Consider the following 22,498-nt stretch of genomic DNA (forward strand, 5'->3'; position numbering starts at 1 on the left):
GAGAATGCGGTGTACGATTTCATCATCATCGGTGGCGGCATCCTGGGGATGTCCACCGCCATGCAGCTCATCGAGGCCTATCCCGACAAGCGCATCCTGCTCGTCGAGAAAGAGGACGGGCCGGCCTGCCATCAGACCGGCCACAACAGCGGGGTGATCCATGCCGGCGTCTATTACACGCCGGGCAGCCTCAAGGCGCGCTTTTGCCTGGAAGGCAATCGTGCCACCAAGGCGTTCTGCGACACCCACGGCATTGCCTATGAGAGCTGCGGCAAACTGCTGGTCGCCACCAACGAGGTGGAAATGCAGCGCATGCGGGCGCTGTGGGAGCGCACCGCGGCCAACGGCCTGGAACGCGAATGGCTCGACGCCGATCAACTCCGCGAGCGCGAGCCCAACATCACCGGGCAGGGGGGCATCTTCGTGCCGGCCAGCGGTATCGTCGACTATCGCCAGATAACGGCGACGATGGCCGAGGTGTTCCAGAATGCCGGCGGCGAAATACGTTATCAGGCGCCGGTCACGGCCCTGGAGGAGCGTGACCGGGAGGTCGTGGTCACCACGGGACAGGGGACTTTCACCACGCGTCATCTGGTGTCGTGCTCGGGGCTGATGGCCGACCGCGTGGTGCGCATGCTGGGCGTGACGCCCGAGTTCAGCATCTGCCCGTTCCGGGGCGAGTATTACCTGTTACCGCCCGAGCACGATCGAATCGTCAATCATCTGATCTACCCGATTCCCGACCCCGCGATGCCGTTTCTCGGCGTGCATCTCACGCGGATGATCGACGGCACCGTTACCGTGGGGCCGAACGCGGTGCTGGCGCTCAAGCGCGAAGGCTATCGCAAGCGCGATATCTCGCTGGGCGACATCGCGTCGATGGCGCGCGACCCCGGCATTCGCCGGGTGCTGCGCGCCAATCTCAAGCCGGGCCTGCGCGAGATGAAGAATTCGCTGTCGAAGGGCGGCTATCTCGAGGAGGTCCGCAAGTATTGCCCCGGCTTGACGCGCGACGATCTGCGCCCGTATCCGGCCGGCGTACGCGCCCAAGCGGTCGGCAGGGACGGCAAGATGATCGACGACTTCCTGTTCGTGAACACAAGGCGCAGCGTCAATGTGTGCAACGCGCCGTCGCCCGCCGCCACCTCGGCGATTCCCATCGGCGCGCATATCGTCGAGCAGGTGAGGGCCCAGGTCGAGGCCTAGCCTCGCCTGGATCCGACGCTAATCCTGGCGGGAGGCGTCATCGCCATCCAGCGGCGTCACTACGGTGTCTTCCTCGCGCAGGGCTTCCCAGGCGTGGTAGGTGCTGAGAAACACCTCGCCGGTGAGATGCTCGAGGAAGTCGCTCTGCTTGAGCTGGTCCATGACCGGCCCCTTCACCTCGGCCAGGTGGAGCTTGACTCGGGAGTCCTCCAGGCGAGCATTGATGGCTTCGAGGCTTTCCAGCGCCGAGGCGTCGATCAGGTTCACCGCCGAGCCGATCAAGACCACGTGCTTGAGCGCGGGACGCTCGGCGACCATGGCATAGACGGTATCTTCCAGATAACGCGCATTGGCGAAGTACAGGCTTTCGTCGACCCGCAGCAAGGCCACGTGCGGGTCGTTCTCGGTGGCGTAGCGTTCCACGTTGCGGAAGTGCTCGGTGCCGGGCACGCGGCCCACCAGCGCGCTGTGCGGCCGGCTGGTGCGGTACAGAAACAGTGCCAGCGACAAGCCGACCCCGGCCATGACGCCCGCCTCGACGCCGACCACGAACGTCAGCACGATAGTGGCCAGCATGGCGGCGAAATCACGCTTCGAGTAGCGCCAGGTGCGCTTCAGGCCCCGCGCGTCGAGCAGCGTGAAGGTCGAGACGATGATGCTGGCGGCCAGCGTGGCGATGGGCAGGAAGTGGATCAGCGGCGTGAGATAGAGCGTCACCAGCGCCACGCCCAGCGCGGCGAAACTGCCTGCCGCCGGCGTACGCGCGCCGGCATCGAAGTTGATCACCGTGCGCGACAGGCTGCCTGTCACCGGCATGCTGCTGCTCAACGCGGCGGCGAGGTTGCTGCCGCCCAGCGCGAATAGTTCCTGGTCCGGCGAGATGCGCTGTCGGCGCTTGGCGGCGAGCATCTGCGCCAGCGAAACCGATTCGATGAAGCCCACCAGGCTGATCAGGAGCGCCGGCATCCAGAGGGTGCTCAGCAGGCTCGGATCCAGCGAGGGCAGTGCGATCGGTGGCAGGTGGCGGGGAATCTCGCCGATCACGGCCACGCCAAGCGCTTCCAGATCGAACGCCCATACCAGCAGGGTAGAGACGATGACGGCGATGATCGGCCCGGCCTTGGCGATGAAGCCGCTGAGCGTGGCCGAGAGGCCCCAGCTCTTGAGTACCGGTCCCGCGCGCCGCATCACCATCAAGAAACCCAGCGATCCCAGGCCGATCAGTGCCGTGGGCATGCTGAAGTCCCGCCAGTGCATGGCCAGCCCGGCCAACTGGTCGATCAGCGTGAAGCCGGACATCGAAATGCCCAGCAGATTGCCCAATTGGCTGGTGGCGATCAGCACGCCCGATGCGCTTAGCAAGCCGGAGATCACCGGATGGCTCAGGAAGTTGGCGAAGAATCCCAACCGAAAGATGCCCATCAGCATCAGCATGACGCCGGACAGAAACGCCAGCGTTGCTGCGGCCTCGCTGTAGGCCACGGTTCCCGTGGCGACGATGCCGGACAGTGCCGCGGCGGTCATCAGCGAGACGATCGCCATCGGCCCGACCGCCAGGGTGCGGCTGGTGCCGAAGACGGTGTAGGCCACCAGCGGCAGCATGCTGGCATACAGACCGGTCACCGCCGGCAGTCCCGCGAGCAGGGCATATGCCAGGGCCTGGGGAATGACCATGAGCGTCACGATGACGGCGGCGAACAGGTCTTGCGAGAGTGTCTGACGATCGTAACGCGGCAGCCACTCAAGAATGGGCAGGTAACGCTTGAGCATCCGGGTCCTGTTTATGTGAGCGAACTTTTATGTAAACGGGTGTCCATGTGATCGAAACAGTTCCATGCGCGCAAAAGCGCGCAAGAAAGCGTCACGATGCTGAAAACTTTCCAAAGGCCGCTAATGGTGAGACGTGCGCGCCCCGTGTGCAAGCGAATGGGGGCCGATGTGGCGCCTGCGTTTCGTGGGCGAATGACTCCAAGTGCCGGCAACGTGGTTGTCGCCTGGCCGATACAGTCCTGCGGCATTCGTGGGAGCAGCGGTTGGCGTTTGGCTGGCAGAGCGAGGGCCTGGTGGCGGCGTGGCGTGGTCGCCGAGAAAGTGCGGTCGCTGGCACAGCGCAGCAAGCGGTGGTCCGGCACCCGCATCGGCAGCCGTTGCGGCGCGCACACGCAGGCGCGACTCGTGCAGACCTGCAGGCGGGACACCGGAGAGGTCATGCATGACCTCTCGGTCCCGGTCTTCATCAATGGTCGGCACTGGGGCGGCTTTCGCATCGGTTATGCGCCGCAGGCGAGCTGAGTGCCACTTGACCGTTCGACTGTCACACTTCCCATTCGATCAAGCGGCCCTGGCGTTGCTCCAGGGCTTCGGCGATACGCAGCACTTCTTCGCTGGGAATCTGGCGAATCAGTTCCTGGCTCTCGCGATCGACGATACGCGTCACGATGCGCCCCTCATATTCCGATAATTCGAACTGGATATTGTAGGCACTCATCACTTCATTGACGCGCTGGATAGGGGCGGCGAGTTCACTCATGGTGAGCGACGAAGAGGGCGATGCGACCTGTGTCGCCGACTCGGGGCGCAGGTGGGCCAAGGCCATGTCCAGGCGTTGGCGGCCGCTCAACGGATTGGGCGTGATATGTGCGGTGGACGGACCGCTGTTGGTTGGAAACTCGGGTATGTTCGACGACATGCTGTGTTCCCCCGTGTCGTGATGGTGCTTTTTGGGTTTTTTGTCATGGCACAGCGGGCGACGCGTTCGATGTCGTATTTCACGGCATCAGTTCGACCTGCGTACGACCAGCATCGTCACCCACGCCGATATCGACGAAGATGGCGTGATGGAAGCCGCTGTCCCGTTTGTAAGACTGAATCTTCTTGATGTCCTGATGCTTGCCGAAACTGTTGGTGCTCTTTTGCACTTCGATGGCCGCCAGGTTTTCGTGCGTGCCGCGGTGATGAATGATGATGTCGGGGTAGGCGGTGCGCGCGTCGGTGTCAGCGGTGTGGCTGACGGTCGTCATATGGCGGGTGCGCTTGCAGGGGCCGGACCAGCGGTTGTACTCGATGTCCACGTCCCAGTCTGGAAACGCCTGCTGCAGATACATTGCCAGCCGGAAGGAGAGTGAGCGTTCCGTCGCCGAAGCGGTGAGCAGGTACGAGTCTCGTTCGAGAAGTGTCCCGAGAGCATGGGAGAGCTTTTCTTTCACGCTGGTCTCGGACTCGGTGATGAAGGTACCGATATGCGTCATCGGGGGCCCCGCGTTGGTGGTTTCTCTTGGTGGCGTGTCGGCGCCACGCTTGTTATATCCACGTTCAAACGCATTCCCTGCTGATTCGATTTCCCTGTGGCTTCTTGATTATCGGCCGTCGCGGGATCATCTTTAGCGTCGCATGCAAAAGAATGCATGTGAGCCCTTGACGTCTCTCATCGCGCTCCGTCAGACCGGGCGGAACTCCGCGCGAAGCTTGCCGTCGCGCACCATGACGTAAGCCATGTTGCGCTTGCCGGCATCGTCCAGCCAGTCGATTTCATTGACGCCTGGCTTGAGTACCGACTCCGCCGTTTCCAGCGATGTGGCGGATGTGCCGTTGACCGAGACGACGATGGCGCCCATGGGTAAACGGCTTTGCAACGGACTCTCCGCACCCACTTCGACCAGTTGAAGGCCGGTACTGGTCGGGGCGGCTTCGGATGGCCGCGAGGTGCGCGATGATGGTTTGGGCCGTGAAGGGGCCGGACGGTCGGGGGGCGGCCGCTCACTGCGTGCTCGCGATACGCTGCGTTGACGAAGCTGCCAGTGTGCGGCGGTTACCAGTAGCATCATGAGGATCAGAATGGCCGTCATGACGATGTTGCCGATGACCAGAGCCGTGACATGTTCTGCCAGCAACGCCGGTGCCTCCCCCTGAAGCATCAAGAGCTTGTACGTCGTGTAGGGGAGGGTTGCCATGACCATGATCCATAGCAACACGAGAAATAACTGACTACGCAGTAACGATCGCATACGCTTCAAGCCGCCATGGTAAAAGAAGTTGAAATATCTTTTAGCGTAGTATGCCAAAAAACAAGGCGTCGGGCGCTGCTACCAATGACTACAAGAATATCAAGTGCGTGTGTGCGCCTTCACCTGTTCATACAAGGTTTTCGCGTTATCCATCGCGATGGCCTCGTTTTCGTCCAGTTGCAGTATTGAAGAGTCGGTACGGTCGCCGTTCTGGATGGCGCGAATCACCGAGGCATGGCGGCGGGTCACGCTGGCGACGTTCATGCGAATGGAGAGAAGCATCAATTCGAAGCGGCGCTTCTGGTCCTCTCGGCGCTCGCGTTCTTCCGCCGAGTCCGTGGTCTCGATCAGCGAGGTCAGTGTCGTGCTGATCAACTTCTCGATCAGATCCAGGCGGGGCACGATTTCCTCGGTCAACTCTCTGGCAGAAATTTGGGTACGGGGAGACGACATGGTGGAACCTATAAAGCTTGAACGCTCATGCGTGTAAATAGTGTGAGAAAAACAGGGCCAGCGAAGCTGACCCAAGCCTTGCCAATGGCAAGCGTCGTTCACAGCGAGTTGACGGCAGCCGCGTCATCGTGTGCTTGTGCGGTACACCATGCGTTGATGCCCGTATGATGGCGTGGCTGCTGACTCAAACACTATCGACCAGGAATGAAAGAACTTTAGTGCCCATGATTCATTGGCGTTGTCGCCTCAGGTCTTATGGCTGACGTTATAGTCGTTGGGGTTGACAACACCCTCCAGTCGGCCGATCTGAGAGAAGTCGGTCGAAGTGAGTACCGTATCGATACTGGCGTCAATGAATGACAGGTTCTTCACGACATGCACCTGGATCGGCATCCCCTTGTTATCGATATCCTTGATCCAGGCGAGGAAGCCCCGCGAAAACTTGGCCAGGCTGCCGATCGGGTACAATCCATACTGTTGAATGTAATCGATGATGATCGTGCGGTCGTACAAGTGCTCATGCTCATGTACCCAACGGTAGGCATCCAGCGGCGTACGGGGCGATACCCCGTTACGTTCGTGGGTATATTTATTGATCGCCTTGATCACACTGATCGTCTTGGCGGTCTCGGACAGTTCGCGCGCCGTCTTGCCGGCAGGATAGCCGCTGCCGTCGAGCAGCTCGTTGGCGTTCTCAATGATGTCTCGACACCCCGGGCTGGGCTTCCATCCCAGGGCATGGATCTTCTCGAGCAGTTTCTCCACGTGCCCGCGCAGGATCGCCTTCTGCTGAGGCGTCATGTTGGTCTTGAGCGAGGGCAACTGCTCGCTCATGAGTAGCGGCTTCCCCATGGTGTGCAGCAGGGCGCCGGCCACGGCTTCGCGCAACTGAGGAGAGTGTGGGTCACGCAGCACCATCATGTCCGCCAGGTAAGCGGAAACCTGAAGCGCATGACGTACCCACTCCGGTTGATCTTGCAAGTAGGAAAGCGCGTACAGCAGTGCCTTGCGGTCCTGCTTGACCAGGTGAATGAGCGAATCGGTGCAGTCGTAGAGCGTTTCTTCCGGGAACGCATTCCAGTTCTTGACGAAGATCAGCACCGCCTGCAGCTGGCGCGCGACCGAGCGCACTCCCTTGACCATGGGGGGAGCATGGGGAAACTCGGTCGACTTGTGAGCGTCGTGTTTCAGGATACCGCTCTCCTTCTTGCGGGGAATGAAAACCGGCGACTGGCTGACACCGCGCCCCTCGATGCCGGCCCGGTATGCCGCTTCACGTTCCGATTCGGAGACCAGGCGATACAACGCATTCTTCATGTCGTGTTCCACATCGACGAACTCGATGCCCACCGCTGCGTGCCCTTCGTTACCGAAAGGACGCATGTGACGTATGCAGCCTGGGGAATGGAAGTATTCTCCATTCGGAAATTCGATAGTGACGCTAGGCAGTCGTTGTGTGACATAGAGCGGCAGGCTGTCTTCCAGCGCGATATCGACCATGCAGCCCCCCGTGGAGAGATTGCGGACACGCCCCTTGATGAGCAGCTCGTTGGTATAGACTTCCAGATTGGCCTGGGCACGCATCCCCAGGATGAAAGGGATACGTACCGCGCCACGAGACTCTCGCGCGAAAAGCTCATCCGTGATTTGACACTTTATTTCGTAGACGCCGGATTCTTTCTTTAGCGGCTTTGCCTTGATCTTTTCGAAATTATAGATTTCCGATGCTTCTTCATCGGAAGCCGGTGGAACCTCGATATCGAACGATAAATTTCCTTGATAGAAATAGGAGTCGATGTCGGGTTTTTCATAATTGACTATCAGGTCGAAGGCGCCTGTCTCCAGATTCAGGTTAGTAAGGTCGGCCTGGAGTGGACGTGTAGTCTTTTTTGAGAAGATAGTTACCGTATGCTCTTTCGATACGAGTGATCGGAGCACGCCAGCGAGATGGTTTCCAGAACTACCCTTGGTCAGCATGGAGCACCTGCCATGTTTTTAGAGTATTTTACTAGGCAATGTCTGAAAAGTACTGCGCTTGCCCATACGGCGTTAAAAATCGGCTCAAGATGCTCATTTACACCCCGTAAACTCCGCTCTTTCGCCAATTTTTGCCTTGTCTGGCCTTCGCTCGTCGACTTTTCAGACAAAGCCTAGGATGTGCCGCTGGGATGTACGGCGTTGACCTAGCTTATTTATGCGCATGTTATTTAATAACTAATTCTAATTTAGGATTTTTCTTCCCAGCTTGATCGCAAAAAATGGGTTGTTTCTAAGCTTCTGAAGTTAAAGGTTTTTTGGCTTCTACCTGATCATGACGCTAGGCTTCGGTGCAGCACCGTCTACCAATGGCGGCAGCAGCTGCCTGTCGTTTCGTTATATCATATTAGAGTGAAAAAGCTAGCATATGTAGGCTTTTGTAATACAAAACCGGTGCGTGGCGTTTGCCCCATTTCCGTATGTTCTATTGGTACATGCCAGCTCCGCTTAGCTTAGCACATGATGTAATGTGTTCTATATTAATTAATATAATCTAATATAATGGTGGATTGGTGACATCTGGCTTGGAAGGGCTGGAGAGCGAGAGTGTGTCGTGCATTCGCAATAGCCATGCATGATTTCATGCAGGATTTTCCCTCTCTTCTTGGATGCGGTTGCGCCCATGGCGCTTTGCGGTATAAAGGGCGTTATCCGCACGTGCCATCAAGCTCTCGCTAGTATCGCCGTGCTGGAAAGCCGTCACTCCGAGGCTGACGGTGATGGCAACGGGGTGCCAATGATGTGCCTCTATAGCCAGGCGCAGGCGCTCCAAAGCTTGGCTTGCCTTATTGAGAGGGGTATCGGGCATCAAGAATGCGAACTCCTCACCGCCAATGCGAGCGGCCAGGTCACGGCCACGGATCTTGGAAGAGAGCAGTCTGGCAAGCTGCTTCAAGACACGGTCGCCAGCAGCGTGACCATAGCGATCATTAATGGGTTTGAAATGATCGATATCGAGTATCGCAACGCTGAAGGCATCATGGGGATGGCTGGTAAGAGCGCCTGCCAACATCTGTCGCAGGGCGTGATCGAAATGGCGTCGATTGGGCAGACCGGTCAGTGGGTCACTTCTGGCCTCGCGCCCCAGTCGCATATTCAGGTTTTGTAGTTCTTCCCGTTGGAATTCCAGTGCGGCACGAACCGACTCCAACTCGGCAATCACTGCATTTTTTTCCGCTAGGGCACGCTGGGTTGCCTGCTGTGTATCCAGCAAGTCGCGCTCGAGCCGGTCCTTGCGAGCGATAGGCAGCATCGATAGCAGTATTATGTTGGTACCTTGCTGGTCCAATCGTCTTGCATTGCATAATACGGGCAGGGAGTCTTCATCACCCAGGCAAAGACTGAGGTGCACCTCATGGGCCACCCCGATATCGGCCACTCGATACATGAGAATGCCCCGGTAAAGGATGCGTGACTCAATAGTAAATAGCTCACTGGCCGGAAGCCCTATCAATTTCTGTATTGGACGATGCATCCACTCACTGAGCGTTCGGTTGACCTGCAAAATGAGGCCGCGTTCGTCGACGACAACCTGACCAGACGGCATGAGCTGCCACCAGCGCGCGAGATCATGTGACTTACCTGCCATCGGCTTCACCTCTCTTCCGCTTTAATTCGCCCTCTAAGGCTTTTGGCCAGTACGCCGGGCGCCGTCAGCTGAGGGTAATGACCGTCTGTATCCAGTACCAGCAACTCGCTTGCCACAAGATGTTGGCTGAGATACTGAGCGGCTTCAAGGGGAACCATAGCGTCTCGAGCTGTCTGTACGATTAAGCTGGGCACCGTGACGCAAGGCAGGAAAGGTCGGCTATCTCCCAGAAAAATATTCCTGGCCAATGGTCGCAATACTTCGGGCGATATCTCGAGAAACCCTTGCTGCAGGCTTTCCTGGTGGGGCGTGGTCGCCGCTTCCCCAAGCGCCACTCGAGAGATAGTGCTCGCCCAGTCGAGATAGTTTTGTTCCATCAATTGCATCAGCCCATCGAGTTGATCACGATTGTAACCGCCTCGGTAGTCGGGTGGATCGTCCAAGTAACGTGCTGAGCTACAGACCATGATCAGTTGGCGAAAGGCCATGGGACGCTGAATAGACGCGAGCATACCGATGGTGCCCCCGATGGAGTGGCCCAGCATTACCACTCCTTGTAACCCCAACTCGTCGCATAAAGCTACGATATCTTCAGCATGGCCGGACGGCGTGGCATGACGCTGGCTATCATAGACTTCAATCGCGGATCGGCCGAAGCCGACGAGGTCGACGAGGATCAGTCGGTGGTCCGGCTTAAGGAAGGGGATGAGGCGTCGCCAGGCGCTTTGATCACACCCAAAGCCATGTATCAATAGCAGAGGGGGATCGCCTTGACCCAGTTCAGTGACATTGAGACGATGACTTATCGGGGTCATGATTCCCTCTTCACGGGTAAGTAACCAGGCAGGCTCATGACCGCCTTTCTCGGCATAGGGCGAGCGAAGAAAAACCCTTGCAGCAGATCGCAGTTACGTTTAGCCAGGTCCTGTTGCTGAGCACTTTCTTCGATACCCTCGGCAACCACTAGCAAGTCCAAGTGGTGAGCCATAGTGATGATCCCTTGTACGATGGCAGCGTCGTGTGGGTTGGTAGTGATGTTCTTGATGAAAGCGCGGTCCAGTTTCACTTTATGTATCGGCAGGTCGCGCAGGTAACTCAGGCTAGAAAAGCCCGTGCCGAAATCATCGAGCGCCACCTTGATACCCATTGCCTTGAGCCGGTCAATTAGCTCGATAGCTTGCTCGGCACCTTCCAGTAACACGCTCTCGGTGACTTCCAGCTCCAAGCATTCAGGTGGCAGCCCCGAGGTATTCAGAGCATGCTTGATATCTTCCAAAAAGCCATCTCGACGGAACTGTACTGATGAAATGTTGACGGCCAATGGCAATGCTCGGCCCCACTTGATCTGCATGGCCGCAGCATCCCGGCAGGCACGACACAATATCCAGCGCCCCAGTGGAATGATCTGGCCTGTCTGTTCTGCCAGCGGAATGAACACGCCTGGCGAAATCATGCCTCTCTCGGGATGATGCCAGCGGATCAGGGCCTCGAGCCCACGGATGCGTCCACTTGCTGCCTCCACGATGGGTTGGTAGTAGAGCTCGAACTGATCATCGCGTAGTGCCGTGTGCAGGTCGTGGCGCAACAGCACAGAGGCTTCGGTGACTCGTTGCTTGTTGCCCTGGTACCTGTGCCACGTATTGCGGCCCTGCTGCTTGGCATCGGCCATGGCCAGGTCGGCCTGCTGCATCAGTTCGTGGGGACACTCCACGGGTTCGCAATTGCAGGCGATACCGATACTGGCACTGATGTGAACGGGCTTGTCTTCAATCTGAAAAGGCGTCGACAGGGCATCCAGCACTCGCTCGGCCATGTCGACCCCCGCTTGGCAATCATCGAGACGGGGCAATAACAAGGCAAATTCGTCACCGGTGAGACGCGCCACGGTGTTGGCCTCGCCGGCCGTCTGGCGCAATCGTTTGGCTACCGCCACCAGCAACTGGTTGCCGATCTGGTGTCCCAGCCCGTCATTGACCGTTTTGAAACCGTCCAGGTCGAGATGCATGACCACCAGCGATTTGCCTTTCACTCCGAATGCTTCTTCCAGGCGTTCGTCGAATGCAGTGCGGTTGGGCAGATGAGTCAGCAGGTCGTGGGTCGCCTGGTAGGCCAGTTGAGCTTCTTGCTCACGCTGTCGAGTGATGTCCTGCTGGATGCCGATATAGTGGGTGCAGTCGCCTTGGTCGTCGAATACGGGGCTGAGTGACAAGCGGTTCCAGAATGGAACACCATCCTTGCGGTAGTTGAGCAGCGTCACGTTCGCGGCCTGCCGCTCGGTGATGGCACTGTGAATGGCGGTGACAGCGCCCGGATCGGTCTCATTGCCTTGAAGGAAGCGGCAATTGCGGCCCAGGATTTCCTCGGGCGTATAGCCAGTCATGGCATAGAAGGCATCGTTGGCATAGACCAGCGGCATGTCGGGCTGGGTAGCATCGGCCATGACGACCCCGTTAGGCGTCGCCTGGATACCACGTTCCAACAGGCGTCGTGAGGCTTCTGCCCGCTTGTTGTCGGTAATGTCGCGACAGGTGCCATAGACGCCGACGATCTCGCCATCCACGGATACGGGAAAATTCAGTATTTCCAGATGGTAGGCATGTCCATCCTGGTGCGTTCCCATGGTCTCGTACTGACGTACGCCTCCCTGCCTGGCGATATCGAAACTCGCCTGGGTGAATTCGCGATAGGCTGGTTCGACGAATTCGTTGAAGTGATGCCCAATCAAGGCCTCTTCCGCGTAGCCGGTGATGCGAGTCAGTGCGGCATTGCCACGTTGAAAGCGGCCTTCCAGGTCGAATTCGTAGACGCCATCGGGATGGTTCACGAACAGTGAGCGGTGCCACTCTGCCAGGGCGCGGTGTTTAGAAGCGTCGCGATCTCGGATGATGGCCAGTGCCACCAGCGCAGCCGCTTGTTTCAGACGTCGCCGGCTCGTATCGCAAGGATGGAACGGCTGCCTGAAATAGGTACCGAAGGTACCGAGCAGCTCCCCCGCGGCGGTTACCACAGGGTTCGAACAGCACGCACGCAGCCCTTCGTGCTCAGCGGCGTCACGGAACGCGATCCAGCGAGGATCAGTGCGAATATCCTCCGTGACCACCGGTTCTCGGCAGAAGGCCGCATGGCCGAAGGAAGCTGAATCGGGACCGATCGGTACCTGTTGGAGGCGCGCCTGGTAGGACGCGGAAAAACGCTGGCTCGGGCTGAGGCTCAGCGTCTGCTGCTGAGGATCGAAATGCATGAAAGCCACGATGGCCTCCGGCAACAGGATCTCGATCCAGTGGGCGATGGCATCCAGTGTCTCGCCGAGCGGCGCTTTTTTAGCGATCCGCTCGTGGATCTCCTGCTGCGCTTCCATCAGTTTCAATTCATTAAGCAAGCCCTGACCTCCGACCATGAGGGAGTAAGCGGCTTGCCTTGCCGCTTTCTTGTCACTTCATGGTGAAGTAACTGTCTGTTACAGGCAAGGTATGTCGGCGCTATTGAGATGATTGTGTCGTTGTTTGGTCTGGCCAATGGCAATACTTGAGCCGTGCCATACCCGATGAGGGCCTGAATGGGATCAACTCAGCGGAGGGGGTAATTTCTAATACAAGAATTTCATGATTTTTCAGTGGCAAGAGGGGACAGGGCAAAGCTCACACATGGCATACGGAATATCGATGAATACCTGGACGAAGTGACCGCCATGCGCTCCCGCTCCGCATCGCGGTCGCCCCGAAAGAGGAAAATGAATGCTGTCAGCGTGACCATGCCGGCATCGACGAATAGCCACGACATCTCCCCAGTGCAGCGAATGTTTTCGATCCTGCCCCGGTCGGAAAACCCGAGGTCTCGATTCAAGCCGTGGCGCACGTCGTTGCCATCAAGCAGACAAGTGCGCCTCCCTTCCACCAGGCCAGCAAGGGTGGGCTTGTCCGAGCCGCTCAGCCCCGTGAACCAGAAGCCACGCCTGCGGCTATTGAAGCGCTCACGGTAGGGCGGGCGATTGTATGCGTATGCCAAGCTGGCGCTGTTACCATATCTACGTGTATTGCAACGGTTAATTATTATGGTTAGATATCTCTGATATTACATGGTTAGAGATAAAGTCGGAAGACAAAACTTCATCTATAAAAAGAGGTTTGAAGAAAGCTATTCTGTCGATCACCGCAATTTCTTCCTTGGTAAGGCTGGCTTGATCTACTTCCCTTTTATTGACGTTGGGGTTGTGATGTTGGGATGTTATTTCAGAATGCAATGCCTTTGCAGAGTCATGGTTTTTTACCTGTAAGCCAAAGTGGTGGCCAATAGACATGGTAAGATCAAAGTCATGGAAAGCATCTGCTGTAACCCAGCAATACTTTTTTCCTTCTTGGTCGTAGATATTTTTTGCTTCAAGCTGTCGGAAGTAAGAGTCAAGTACCCCCCAGTAGCAGAGTTGGTAGTCAGAAAGAGTGTCAGGTGAAAAAATAGGCAGGCTTCCAGGTGCACGGGGGTCGGCTGAAAAATGGGCTCCGCGTTGTGTGCGCATGGGAGTGCTTCCTCGCTTGTAGAGGCTCTTCGCAGTTTCCCTGAAGTCTCGATTGAGGAATATAAGGTTAGGGAATATTCCGCTTCTCAGTAGAGGGATTAGAAACCCTTTTCCGAATACATTGCTGGTTTCCACATAGTTTGAAGGCTGGGTGCTGTTTATCGCTTTTATTTTTCTTTCCAAAAAGACAAGTGCATGTCTGGGGTCTTCTTTTACTTTGGGGAGAATGGAGGCATAATTAGGTTCCGGCTCATGCACTGATAATGTGTCTGAAAATATTTTAAAAACTTCAGTTAGCATGGTTGTGCCTGTTCGGCCATGCGTGACAGTAAATATTAGATTTTTCGTTGGTTTATTCATAAGGGGTTCCGTCAATTTTTTTCACAGGAAGGGCTGGGCGTCCAGCAACAATAGTATTGGGAGGAACATCTCCTGTAACCAAGCTCCCAGCCGCTACAACCGCGTTTTTACCAATGGTCGCAGGGCCCAAGACAGTAACGCCAGAGCCGAGCCAGGCACCTCTTTTTATAGTTATATCTCGGCCGCTGTCGGGAACCGCCTTGAGCCGTTCATGACCTGTTTTTGAGTAATCGTGAGTGCCGGTTAGCAGCATGCAACGGTGACCAAAAAAGCATTCCTCTTCAATTGTTACATGGCCAGAGCGAGTGTTGACAAGAAGGTCGTTGACAGAGATTGTGGCTCGTTCCAAATGAAGCCTGCTTTTGTCTCCCCAAATACGCAATTGGCGCATCTCAGCTTCTGCTAAGTAGGGCATTAGTATTTTTGCTAACGCCGCTAGCTCTTTCTTCTTTGCAGTTTTAAGAAGAGATAGGAACTGGCTTTCATTACTTCCCTTTTCATGGCCCATGGGCGAGTTGGGAGGTGGAGTTGAGTTTTCTGGTTGATCGCTAATAGGTGGTAGCATAGTATCTCGGTGTCTCTATAGATTGTTTATGATGTTGTCGAGCTGGCTGGCAATTGTATCGTCATCATGCGTTAAGCTATGGGGTGGGTTGGGCGCATGCTTAATGTTATCCTTTTCTACTAAGCCTTCTGCTGCCAAGTACTTTCTTGCTCTTGCATTGTCATGTTGGTCGAAAATTGGATAAATAATATCCTTGATGCCATATATTGAATGCAATAAAAAAGCGAGCCGCGTGCACTGATTGTCGGAGAGCACTTTCATTCGAGCGTGACTGGGCAGTAACAGGGCGTCTGCACATGTCAGCTCGGTAGCTTGGCGCTGTGCCTCCGGAACGTCCTCAGGGAGATGGCTGTAATGCTGCGGCTCGTGTAGCCGATAGAAGCGAAAGCCGTTACGACTTGCCCAGTGCTGAATTTCCGCCAGGTTGGGTTGCCGTTCGTGGGTGGGCTGAAACGCGACCTTAACCTGAAGCAGCAGGGTGTCTTTCAGCGCTTGGGTGCCATTGTCGAGAATCGCAGAGGCGTCATTCAGGTCATCCAATACCAGCCAGTCGATGGCGGGCAGGCCCTGGATGCTATCCAGCGCGATGGTATTGAGCGGTAGCCGGGTGAGCACCTGGCTACCTTTGCGGATGGCCTCAAGCTGATACTCGTCGTCTAGCGGTGCCAGGCTCGCGCTCAACTTGGGGTCGAGACAGGCATGCAACTGGCCTGGCTGGCCGTCTCCCAGCGTCGCATTGGGGTAGTAATGCACGCCCTCGTGCTGCTTGAGCGAGGTATCCAGTGCGCGGCTGCTGGGGTCGAAGGCAATGAGCTCGAGTGCTTCCTTCTGCAGCAGTTGGCGAACGACGTCGCTTTCAAGCAGTTGCCCGCCGTTGTCCACGGCGATGAGCTTGCCGTCGAATTGCCATTGAAACGTCGAGTCATCCTCGCGGGCCTCGGCGTAATGGATTTCCACCGGGGCATCCTCGTCCGCGAACCGAGCTTCGCCTTCCTTGTTGAAGGTAAGCGCGGCGGGCGCCTTGTCGTCGCAGTAACGTTGCCAGATGGCGCGCATGGCATCGGTGAAGTGTTTGGCGAAGCGTGGGCCGTCACACACGGGGGATTGCAACAACACGTCGCGCAGATGCTGCCGAATGGTGCCCAGGCTTTCCAGATCGCTGGCAAGCTCGATCACGCGTGCACGATATTCGTCCCAACTGTTGACTACCAGTTCCGGCATGCCAGCGTTTACCAGGTGCGTCGCGCTATGGCGGCCGGCAAAGGTCGGGCCGGGGAGTGTCACCACGGGGACTCCCATGATGAAGGACTCGCAGGTCGTCAAACCGCCCGAGTAGGGCCAGGGGTCGAGGGCGATATCCGCTCGGTTGTAGGCGTCCAGCATCTCGTAATTGCTGCCCGGCCCCTCGATGATCAAACGCTCGCGAGCGATGCCCGCAGCTTCAAGTGTGGCATACAGGCGTTCGCAGAAGCTCTCACTGGTGTAGGGGCGTCCCTTGAGCATCAAGCGGGAATCAGGCAGCTCGTGCATGATGCTTGCCCACTGCTTGAGCGTGACATCATTGAGCTTGGTGGGGTTGTTGAAGCACGCCAGGGTGATATGACCGTTTCGCTTGGCGGGCAGTTCGCTCAATGCAGGCAATTTTGCGGGCGGATCGAAGACGATATAGTCGTCCGGCAGGCGAATGAGCTTCTCGGTATAGTACTCATCTTCGCCTTCAGGTGTCTCGACATGATCGCTGATCAAGTAATCGATGGCCTGCACGCCCGTGGTATTGATCAACCCGCCGACCCATTTGACGAGCAACGGTGCCGGCTGCATGGCAATCGCACGCATTCGCGAACCAGCATTGTGGCCTGAAAGGTCGATAAGAATATCGATTTCGTCATCACGAATTTGCTTGATGAGAGCGTCATCGCTCAGGTGACGAATAGAACGCCATTTCTGCATCAGCGGCTTGATGCGGCGTGTCAGTGAGTCGTTGATCTCACTGCTGGTATAGGCCGCTAGTGATATTTGGTTCGGTGTTAGGTTTTCCAGACACCGGATGATCATCTTGCCCACGGGATGATTGCGCAGGCCATCCGAGAGCAGGCCGATGTTCAAGTGGCGCCGGTAGGACTTATCGACATGTACAGGCCGAGGGGAGAGCTCATTTGCTTCGGGGGCGAAACGCTGTTCCCAGGATCTCGCGAAGGCGGCAATTTCGGCGCGGCTAGCCCGAGGATCGTAATGTAGTGCCGTCAGGTGGTTTGAATATGGGATGGCACTGTGTGACGCCAGCTCGCTAGCCTTTTGGTAGCAATAATACGCCTTATCCAGAAGCCCGAGTTCGCGCCGCATGTTGCCGGCACTGTTCCAGTGGGCGAAGTTTTTGGGGTCACGCTTTATCAATAATTCATAAGTTTCGATTGCCTCATCGTAGCGATATAACGCACTCAAGCAATTGGCGAGTGCATCCATGACCCGCGTATTTTGGGGGTCGGATTGCCAGGCTTTTTGGGCATATTCAAGCGCCTTCTGTGCTCCACCGAGCTCAAGGTAGAGATGCGCGAGTGTCACCAACCCGAATGTTGAGTTGGGAGCTAGCTCCAAGGCCCTTTGGAGATGCTGGAGGGCATCCTGAAGGCGATGCTGTTTGTGTGCGACATGACCTAGCCACTCTTCTTGTTCATGATGGCTGGGGCGTAGCTCGCGTGCTTGCTCCAGCGAGGCCCTGGCGTCATCAAATTCTTTCTGGCCAGCTTGCAACTTGGCTAACGTAACCCAGGCGTCAGGATCTGTGGGGTGACGCTGAACCTGCTTGCGTGCTTGCGGCAGCGTGAGCTTGTTAGTGCTTGATGAGTGGCGTTTCTTGGACATAAAGGTCGCAACATGACGGTGGTCGATACCATCACTATAAAGCGATACCAGAATGTCAAAGAGGGGAAAAGGCTCTTGGGACGGAAGCTTTTGTGCCTTTTGCAGCAGATGACTGTTATTTCGCTAAAAAAGCGGGCCCGAATGGGCCCGCTTCATTACTACAGCGGCTGTCTGGAGGACGATTAGCCCAGCAGGGACAGAGCGCTCTGCGGCAGCTGGTTGGCCTGGGCCAGTACGGAGGTGCCGGCTTGCTGCAGGATCTGGTTGCGGGTCATGTTGGAGACCTCATCCGCGTAATCGGCATCTTCGATGCGCGAACGGGCGGAGGAGAGGTTGGTCTCGGTGGTGCTCAGGTTGGTGATGGCCGAGTCGAAGCGGTTCTGCATGGCACCCAGCTCGGAGCGCAGGCTATCGACATCGCTGATGGCGGAGTCCAGAGCGGAGAGGGGGTTCTCCGTGCGGCTACCCACGGCTGAGTCGCCAGTGGAGACATTCAAGCCTGTCACCTGGCCATTCTCATCGACTTCGGCAGAAACGTCTGCCGAGACATAAGCGGTCGCGCCACCAGCTGCTGTACCTTCAATGAAGAAGTTGCCTTCCTCGTCCATGACGAGAGAGCCTGCGCCAGTGTTGGCAGTGAACCCTTCGATATCAATCGCATTGGCGGCAGTTGTCTCTGCGCTGCCCACAAAGTCGGCGAAGCTTGATTCACCAGCAGCTGTGCCGTAGCTAGCGTCATCGATGTTGAGCTCGGTTGCCATGGCGCCTGTGTTAGCTGTGTCTTGTGCAGCGGTGCCAGCCGGGCCGTTGACGTTGAAAGTGTCCAGGTTCAGCGTTTCGGCGTTGATTTCCTTCAGGTTCAGGGTAATGGTCTGGCCATCCTCGGAGCCGACCTGAATGGACATTTCATTGTCTTTAGCCAGTACGTTGACGCCGTTGAAGCTGGTTTCTTCGGAGATGCGGTTGATCTCGTTGAGACGCTCACCGATCTCGTCCTGGATGGAGTTCAGGTCTTCCTGGCTGTTGGTGCCGTTCTGGGCCTGAACGGTCAGTTCACGCACGCGCTGCAGGTTGTCGTTGACCTGGTTCAGAGCGCCTTCGGTGGTCTGGGCAACGGAGATGCCGTCGTTGGCGTTACGCTGAGCCTGAGCGAGGCCGGTGATCTGGCTGGACATGCGGTTGGCGATGGCCTGACCGGCGGCGTCGTCGGCGGCACTGTTGATGCGCAGACCGGAAGACAGGCGTTCCATGGAAGTGGACAGAGCGCTCTGTGACTGGCTCAGGTTCTGCTGGCCGATCATGGCCGTGATGTTCGTATTGATAACTGCCATTTTGACTTTCCTCTCTGTTGGGCTCCATTGGCTTGCCGATCGGTGACACCGGGGCTTGCCACAACGGCGCCGTTGGCCGTTACCTCATCTATCGGCGCGGGAAGAATTCGCTTTAGGGTGAGTTGCAAATTTTTTCATGCGGCGTGGCTGGGTATACTCGTGCCGCATCTTTTGCATGTGTCTCACATGTGCCGTGCCGTTCCCTGCCTGCCCATTTGGAGTGCCTGCCCGCCATGCCCTCGCTGGATATCATGCTCGACCTGTCCCTCGAGACCTGCCGTTACCACTACGAAGGCGCCATGCAAACCGTGATCGCCACCAGCGTGGACGGCCGCCGGGTCAGCTTTCCCGCCGTGGCGCTGCGCCGCATCGTCACCCCGGACGGGGCGCGGGGCGTGTTTCGCCTGACGTTCAGCGAGGAGGGCAAGTTCGTCTCCATGGTGGCGGTCAGGCGTTGGGATCCCGCATGACGTTGCCAACAACTAGGTAGATACTATTATATCTATAGTATTGGTTATTCGGCTATAATAGATACTATAGTATCTATTAAGGAGCGTGCTATGCGCTTATCACTGAGCACGGCGGCGGATGTGCAAGAGGCGCTGGCGCAGGCTGTACGCGCTCGCCGACGAGCACTCAAGTGGTCACGCCAACGCCTGGCGGAACGTAGCGGGGTGCCAGCCCCGACGATCAAGAAGTTTGAAACCACCGGGCAGATTTCACTGCGTCAATTCTTGCTCCTCTGGCAGTGTGTGGATCGCTTGGAGCGTGTCTCTGCACTCGCCGAGATCCCGACGCAAGCGCCCCGCAGCATCGAAGAGGTGCTCGCCGATGAGTGAATTCCAGCCCGTTCGGCAATTGGAGGTCGTTCGCCGCTTGCAACGAGGCGATGAGTGTCGTGTCGGCATGCTGGCCCAGAACAGCAGGGGCGTGTTCTTCCAGTACGATGCTGCGTACCTTGAGGTTTACCACAGTCTCTCGCCTTTTCAGTTGCCTTTCGATACGCAGCTGCATCCGGCGCCAGCGTCTCCCCATCATGGCATTCACGGTCTTTTCGCGGATTCCCTGCCTGATGGGTGGGGGTTGATGCTGATGGATCGCGTCTTCCGGCAACATGGCATTGCGCCAAGGCAAGTGACGGCGATGGATCGCCTGGCCTATGTCGGCGAACGAGGTATGGGGGCATTGTGTTTTCGTCCGCTATCGCCTTACGTTCATCAGCAGGGCGATCATTGGGTGGATATCGGCCGACTGGGCGAAGAAGCCAGACAGTTGTTCGAAGGACAAACCGAAACGGTTCTCGAGGCGCTTGCCGAGGCGGGGAGTTCCGGTGGTGCGCGACCGAAAGCACAACTGTATTTCGCATCGGATTCGTCAACGCACGCCAGTACCCAGCCACGGGAAGGGCTTTCACCTTGGCTAGTGAAATTCACGTCATCATCGCTCTCGCTCGGTCATGAGGAAGGCCTTTGTGAGGCGGCGTATCTATCGATGGCGGCAAGCGCGGGAATCGATGTGCCTGAATGGCGTTTGTTGACGCCTCCTGCTGCGTCGGCGGCGCAGGCATGGCTCGCCACCAAGCGGTTCGATTGCGCCACGGAGGATGGACGAGGGCGTTATCACTTGCATAGCGCCTGCGGGTTGCTGGATGCGGATTTTCGCTTGCCTTCGCTGGACTACGAAGACCTGATAAAGGCGGGGCAGGTGTTATGTGGCAGCCCTCGCGTGGGGCAGGCGTTATTTCGTCGAGCAGTCTTCAATCTTCTTGCTGCCAATCAGGACGACCACAGCAAGAACTGGGCGTTTCTCATGGATGATGCCGGTCAATGGTCCTTGGCGCCGTTTTATGATGTCACGTTCAGTCCGAGCCCTTTTGGGGAGCATGCCACGGCATATTGCGGTCATGGCAAGCGCCCCCCGCGACAAGTCGTGCAGCGGCTTGCCGAGCATGCCGGGTTTGCCCGCTGGTCGCAGGCACGCCAGGTCATTGAAGAAGTCATGGAAGGCGTTCAGCAGTGGGCTCAGGTGTCGGGCGAGCTTGATGTGTCTCCCGACACGCGCAAGCTTATACAGAAGACGCTGGATGAGACCCGTGAGTATGCCAAGACGCTTGTGGCCCATTGACGTTGCCTCCCCATTGGCTTCGCAACGCGCTTTAGGCATGCTTGACCGACTGGACAACACGAGGCGAGTGACACGATGACGACACGCGACACGGAAATGACGGCCTGGCTGCGCGAGTTGCCCAAGGCGGAGTTGCACCTGCACATCGAAGGCACGCTGGAGCCGGCGTTGATGTTCGCCCTGGCCGAGCGCAATGGCGTGACGCTGCCTTACGAGTCGGTGGAAGCGGTGCGTGCGGCGTACGACTTCGATGACCTGCCGTCGTTTCTGACCTTGTATTACCAGGGGATGGGCGTGCTGCACACCCGCGAGGACTTCTTCGACCTGGCGATGGCGTATTTCGACCGCGCCCGGGAAGACGGCGTGGCGCATGTCGAGCTGTCCTTCGACCCGCAGGCGCATCTTGTGCGTGGCGTGCCGCTCGAGGCGCCGTTCGAAGGGCTGCTCGCGGCGTGTCGGGAGGCCGAGTCGCGGCATGGCATTTCCTCGGCGTTGATCATGAGCTTTCTGCGCGACCGCGATCCCGCCGAGGCGCTGGAGGTGCTCGAGCGGGCCGCTCCCTGGCACGCCTCGATCGCTGCGGTGGGGCTGGACAGCGCCGAGCGCGATCATCCTCCGGGGCGGTTCGCCGAGGTGTTCGCCCGGGCGCGGGCCTTGGGCATCCCCGGCGTGGCGCATGCGGGAGAGGAAGGTCCCGCGGCCTATATTCGCGAAGCGCTGGAGACACTCGATGTGTGCCGAATAGATCACGGCGTGCGCTGCCTCGAGGATGCCGATCTGGTGGCGACGCTGCGCGAGCGCCGAATCCCCCTGACGGTGTGCCCGCTATCCAATGTCAAGCTCAAGGTGACGCCCACGCTCGCCGAGCATCCGTTGCCGGCCCTGCGGGATGCCGGCTTGAATGTCACCCTCAATTCCGATGACCCCGCCTACTTCGGTGGCGGCATGCTGGATAACCATGTCGCTTGTCACGAAGCCTTCGGGTGGACGGGGGACGTCTTCCTGGAGATGACGCGCAACGCGCTTGAAGCCGCCTTCATGGCGGAGGAAAGGCGGGACGTATTGCTGAAGCGGCTGGATAACGTTGCCCAGGGCGTTTAGGACGGCGCCGGGAACGAAAAAAGCCCCAGCCAGATGGATGGGGCAAAGATTGCTTTGTACGCAGAGACTAGACTTGGGATGCAGCGTAGTCTCCGGATGTATATTACCCAAGTGTGCGCCATGCCCTAACGCTGAAATGCTGCCAATAACCTGCGTTAATCCTTGTAATCGATCGTATTGCGGCGATGAACGCAACGTGGTGGCGGCATGGGGGCGCGGCGCTGATAGTGCGTGCCATGCCGCGGACGATTGAGGGGCGGCATGCGCGTGCGCGAGGGCTTGGCGGGATCGGAGGGTAGCGCGAGGCTGATCAGCAGCAGACTCAAGGCAACGGCGACGAGGTCCATGGTGTCG

General features: G+C 57.7%; 20 protein-coding genes and 1 pseudogene. 6 read left to right on the forward strand and 15 right to left on the reverse strand.

Features of this window, described 5'->3' with window-relative positions:
* The first annotated feature begins 9 nt into the window (after nt 1-9).
* Nucleotides 10-1,206, forward strand: coding sequence for an L-2-hydroxyglutarate oxidase (gene lhgO, locus ABGX75_RS11545; RefSeq protein WP_347411385.1), 1,197 nt, complete (start codon nt 10-12; stop codon nt 1,204-1,206).
* Nucleotides 1,207-1,224: 18 nt separating this feature from the next.
* Here the strand turns inward: lhgO and sulP are convergent, their stop codons facing one another.
* Nucleotides 1,225-2,976 carry a sulfate permease gene (sulP, locus tag ABGX75_RS11550; RefSeq protein ID WP_224113298.1) on the reverse strand — a complete coding sequence of 584 codons (1,752 nt, stop codon included), beginning with the start codon at nt 2,974-2,976 and terminating at the stop codon, nt 1,225-1,227.
* A 369-nt stretch (nt 2,977-3,345) separates the two neighbouring features.
* Between sulP and ABGX75_RS11555 the strand changes: the two are divergent.
* Nucleotides 3,346-3,498: pseudogene (locus ABGX75_RS11555) on the forward strand (methyl-accepting chemotaxis protein); the annotation flags it as partial.
* A 22-nt stretch (nt 3,499-3,520) separates the two neighbouring features.
* Here ABGX75_RS11555 and ABGX75_RS11560 read toward each other — a convergent pair.
* The 13 genes from ABGX75_RS11560 to ABGX75_RS11620 form a co-directional block, all read right to left on the reverse strand.
* A complete protein-coding gene (locus tag ABGX75_RS11560) occupies nt 3,521-3,895 on the reverse strand; it encodes a flagellar protein FlaG (RefSeq protein WP_035409852.1) in 375 nt (124 codons plus the stop codon).
* A 79-nt stretch (nt 3,896-3,974) separates the two neighbouring features.
* Nucleotides 3,975-4,454: a hypothetical protein gene (locus tag ABGX75_RS11565; RefSeq protein ID WP_347411386.1), complete on the reverse strand. Its 480-nt coding sequence runs from the start codon at nt 4,452-4,454 to the stop codon at nt 3,975-3,977.
* A gap of 189 nt (nt 4,455-4,643) precedes the next feature.
* Nucleotides 4,644-5,156 (reverse strand): hypothetical protein, encoded by a 513-nt coding sequence (locus tag ABGX75_RS11570; RefSeq protein ID WP_347411387.1) that lies wholly within the window; start codon nt 5,154-5,156, stop codon nt 4,644-4,646.
* A 153-nt stretch (nt 5,157-5,309) separates the two neighbouring features.
* On the reverse strand, nt 5,310-5,663 hold the full coding sequence (locus ABGX75_RS11575; RefSeq protein ID WP_156961487.1) for a hypothetical protein: 354 nt from the start codon (nt 5,661-5,663) through the stop codon (nt 5,310-5,312).
* Between the two features lie 246 nt (nt 5,664-5,909).
* The gene (locus ABGX75_RS11580) at nt 5,910-7,640 is read right to left on the reverse strand and encodes an HD domain-containing phosphohydrolase (protein WP_347411388.1); all 1,731 of its coding nucleotides are present in this window, start codon (nt 7,638-7,640) and stop codon (nt 5,910-5,912) included.
* Nucleotides 7,641-8,280: 640 nt separating this feature from the next.
* Entirely contained in the window at nt 8,281-9,288 is a 1,008-nt protein-coding gene (locus tag ABGX75_RS11585; protein ID WP_347411389.1) for a sensor domain-containing diguanylate cyclase, read from the reverse strand.
* Between the two features lie 5 nt (nt 9,289-9,293).
* Nucleotides 9,294-10,103: an alpha/beta hydrolase gene (locus tag ABGX75_RS11590; protein WP_347411390.1), complete on the reverse strand. Its 810-nt coding sequence runs from the start codon at nt 10,101-10,103 to the stop codon at nt 9,294-9,296.
* Complete coding sequence (locus tag ABGX75_RS11595) at nt 10,100-12,667, reverse strand: EAL domain-containing protein (RefSeq protein ID WP_347411391.1); 2,568 nt, start codon at nt 12,665-12,667, stop codon at nt 10,100-10,102. Before ABGX75_RS11595 ends, ABGX75_RS11590 begins: the two co-directional genes overlap by 4 nt.
* A gap of 221 nt (nt 12,668-12,888) precedes the next feature.
* On the reverse strand, nt 12,889-13,182 hold the full coding sequence (locus ABGX75_RS11600; protein WP_347411438.1) for an adenylyl-sulfate kinase: 294 nt from the start codon (nt 13,180-13,182) through the stop codon (nt 12,889-12,891).
* Nucleotides 13,183-13,330: 148 nt separating this feature from the next.
* A complete protein-coding gene (locus ABGX75_RS11605) occupies nt 13,331-14,161 on the reverse strand; it encodes a hypothetical protein (RefSeq protein WP_347411392.1) in 831 nt (276 codons plus the stop codon).
* Entirely contained in the window at nt 14,154-14,726 is a 573-nt protein-coding gene (locus ABGX75_RS11610; protein WP_347411393.1) for an acyltransferase, read from the reverse strand. The genes ABGX75_RS11605 and ABGX75_RS11610 overlap by 8 nt, the downstream gene beginning before the upstream one ends.
* Before the next feature lie 15 nt (nt 14,727-14,741).
* The gene (locus ABGX75_RS11615) at nt 14,742-17,588 is read right to left on the reverse strand and encodes a tetratricopeptide repeat protein (RefSeq protein WP_347411394.1); all 2,847 of its coding nucleotides are present in this window, start codon (nt 17,586-17,588) and stop codon (nt 14,742-14,744) included.
* 182 nt (nt 17,589-17,770) lie between these two features.
* A complete protein-coding gene (locus tag ABGX75_RS11620) occupies nt 17,771-18,919 on the reverse strand; it encodes a FliC/FljB family flagellin (protein WP_347411395.1) in 1,149 nt (382 codons plus the stop codon).
* A 233-nt stretch (nt 18,920-19,152) separates the two neighbouring features.
* Here ABGX75_RS11620 and ABGX75_RS11625 point away from each other — a divergent pair, with 233 nt between their 5' ends.
* The 4 genes from ABGX75_RS11625 to ABGX75_RS11640 all read left to right on the forward strand — a co-directional run bounded on the left by ABGX75_RS11625 (nt 19,153) and on the right by ABGX75_RS11640 (nt 22,144).
* Nucleotides 19,153-19,389, forward strand: a complete 237-nt coding sequence (locus ABGX75_RS11625) for a DUF2835 family protein (RefSeq protein ID WP_347411396.1) — start codon at nt 19,153-19,155, stop codon at nt 19,387-19,389.
* 90 nt (nt 19,390-19,479) lie between these two features.
* Nucleotides 19,480-19,758: a transcriptional regulator gene (locus ABGX75_RS11630; RefSeq protein WP_347411397.1), complete on the forward strand. Its 279-nt coding sequence runs from the start codon at nt 19,480-19,482 to the stop codon at nt 19,756-19,758.
* Complete coding sequence (locus ABGX75_RS11635) at nt 19,751-21,043, forward strand: type II toxin-antitoxin system HipA family toxin (RefSeq protein ID WP_347411398.1); 1,293 nt, start codon at nt 19,751-19,753, stop codon at nt 21,041-21,043. Before ABGX75_RS11630 ends, ABGX75_RS11635 begins: the two co-directional genes overlap by 8 nt.
* Before the next feature lie 96 nt (nt 21,044-21,139).
* Entirely contained in the window at nt 21,140-22,144 is a 1,005-nt protein-coding gene (locus tag ABGX75_RS11640; RefSeq protein WP_347411439.1) for an adenosine deaminase, read from the forward strand.
* A 155-nt stretch (nt 22,145-22,299) separates the two neighbouring features.
* Here the strand turns inward: ABGX75_RS11640 and ABGX75_RS11645 are convergent, their stop codons facing one another.
* Nucleotides 22,300-22,491 carry a hypothetical protein gene (locus ABGX75_RS11645; RefSeq protein ID WP_035409835.1) on the reverse strand — a complete coding sequence of 64 codons (192 nt, stop codon included), beginning with the start codon at nt 22,489-22,491 and terminating at the stop codon, nt 22,300-22,302.
* Nucleotides 22,492-22,498: the final 7 nt, after the last annotated feature.

It is taken from the genome of Chromohalobacter sp. (genome assembly GCF_039830575.1).
Lineage (GTDB): Bacteria > Pseudomonadota > Gammaproteobacteria > Pseudomonadales > Halomonadaceae > Chromohalobacter > Chromohalobacter israelensis.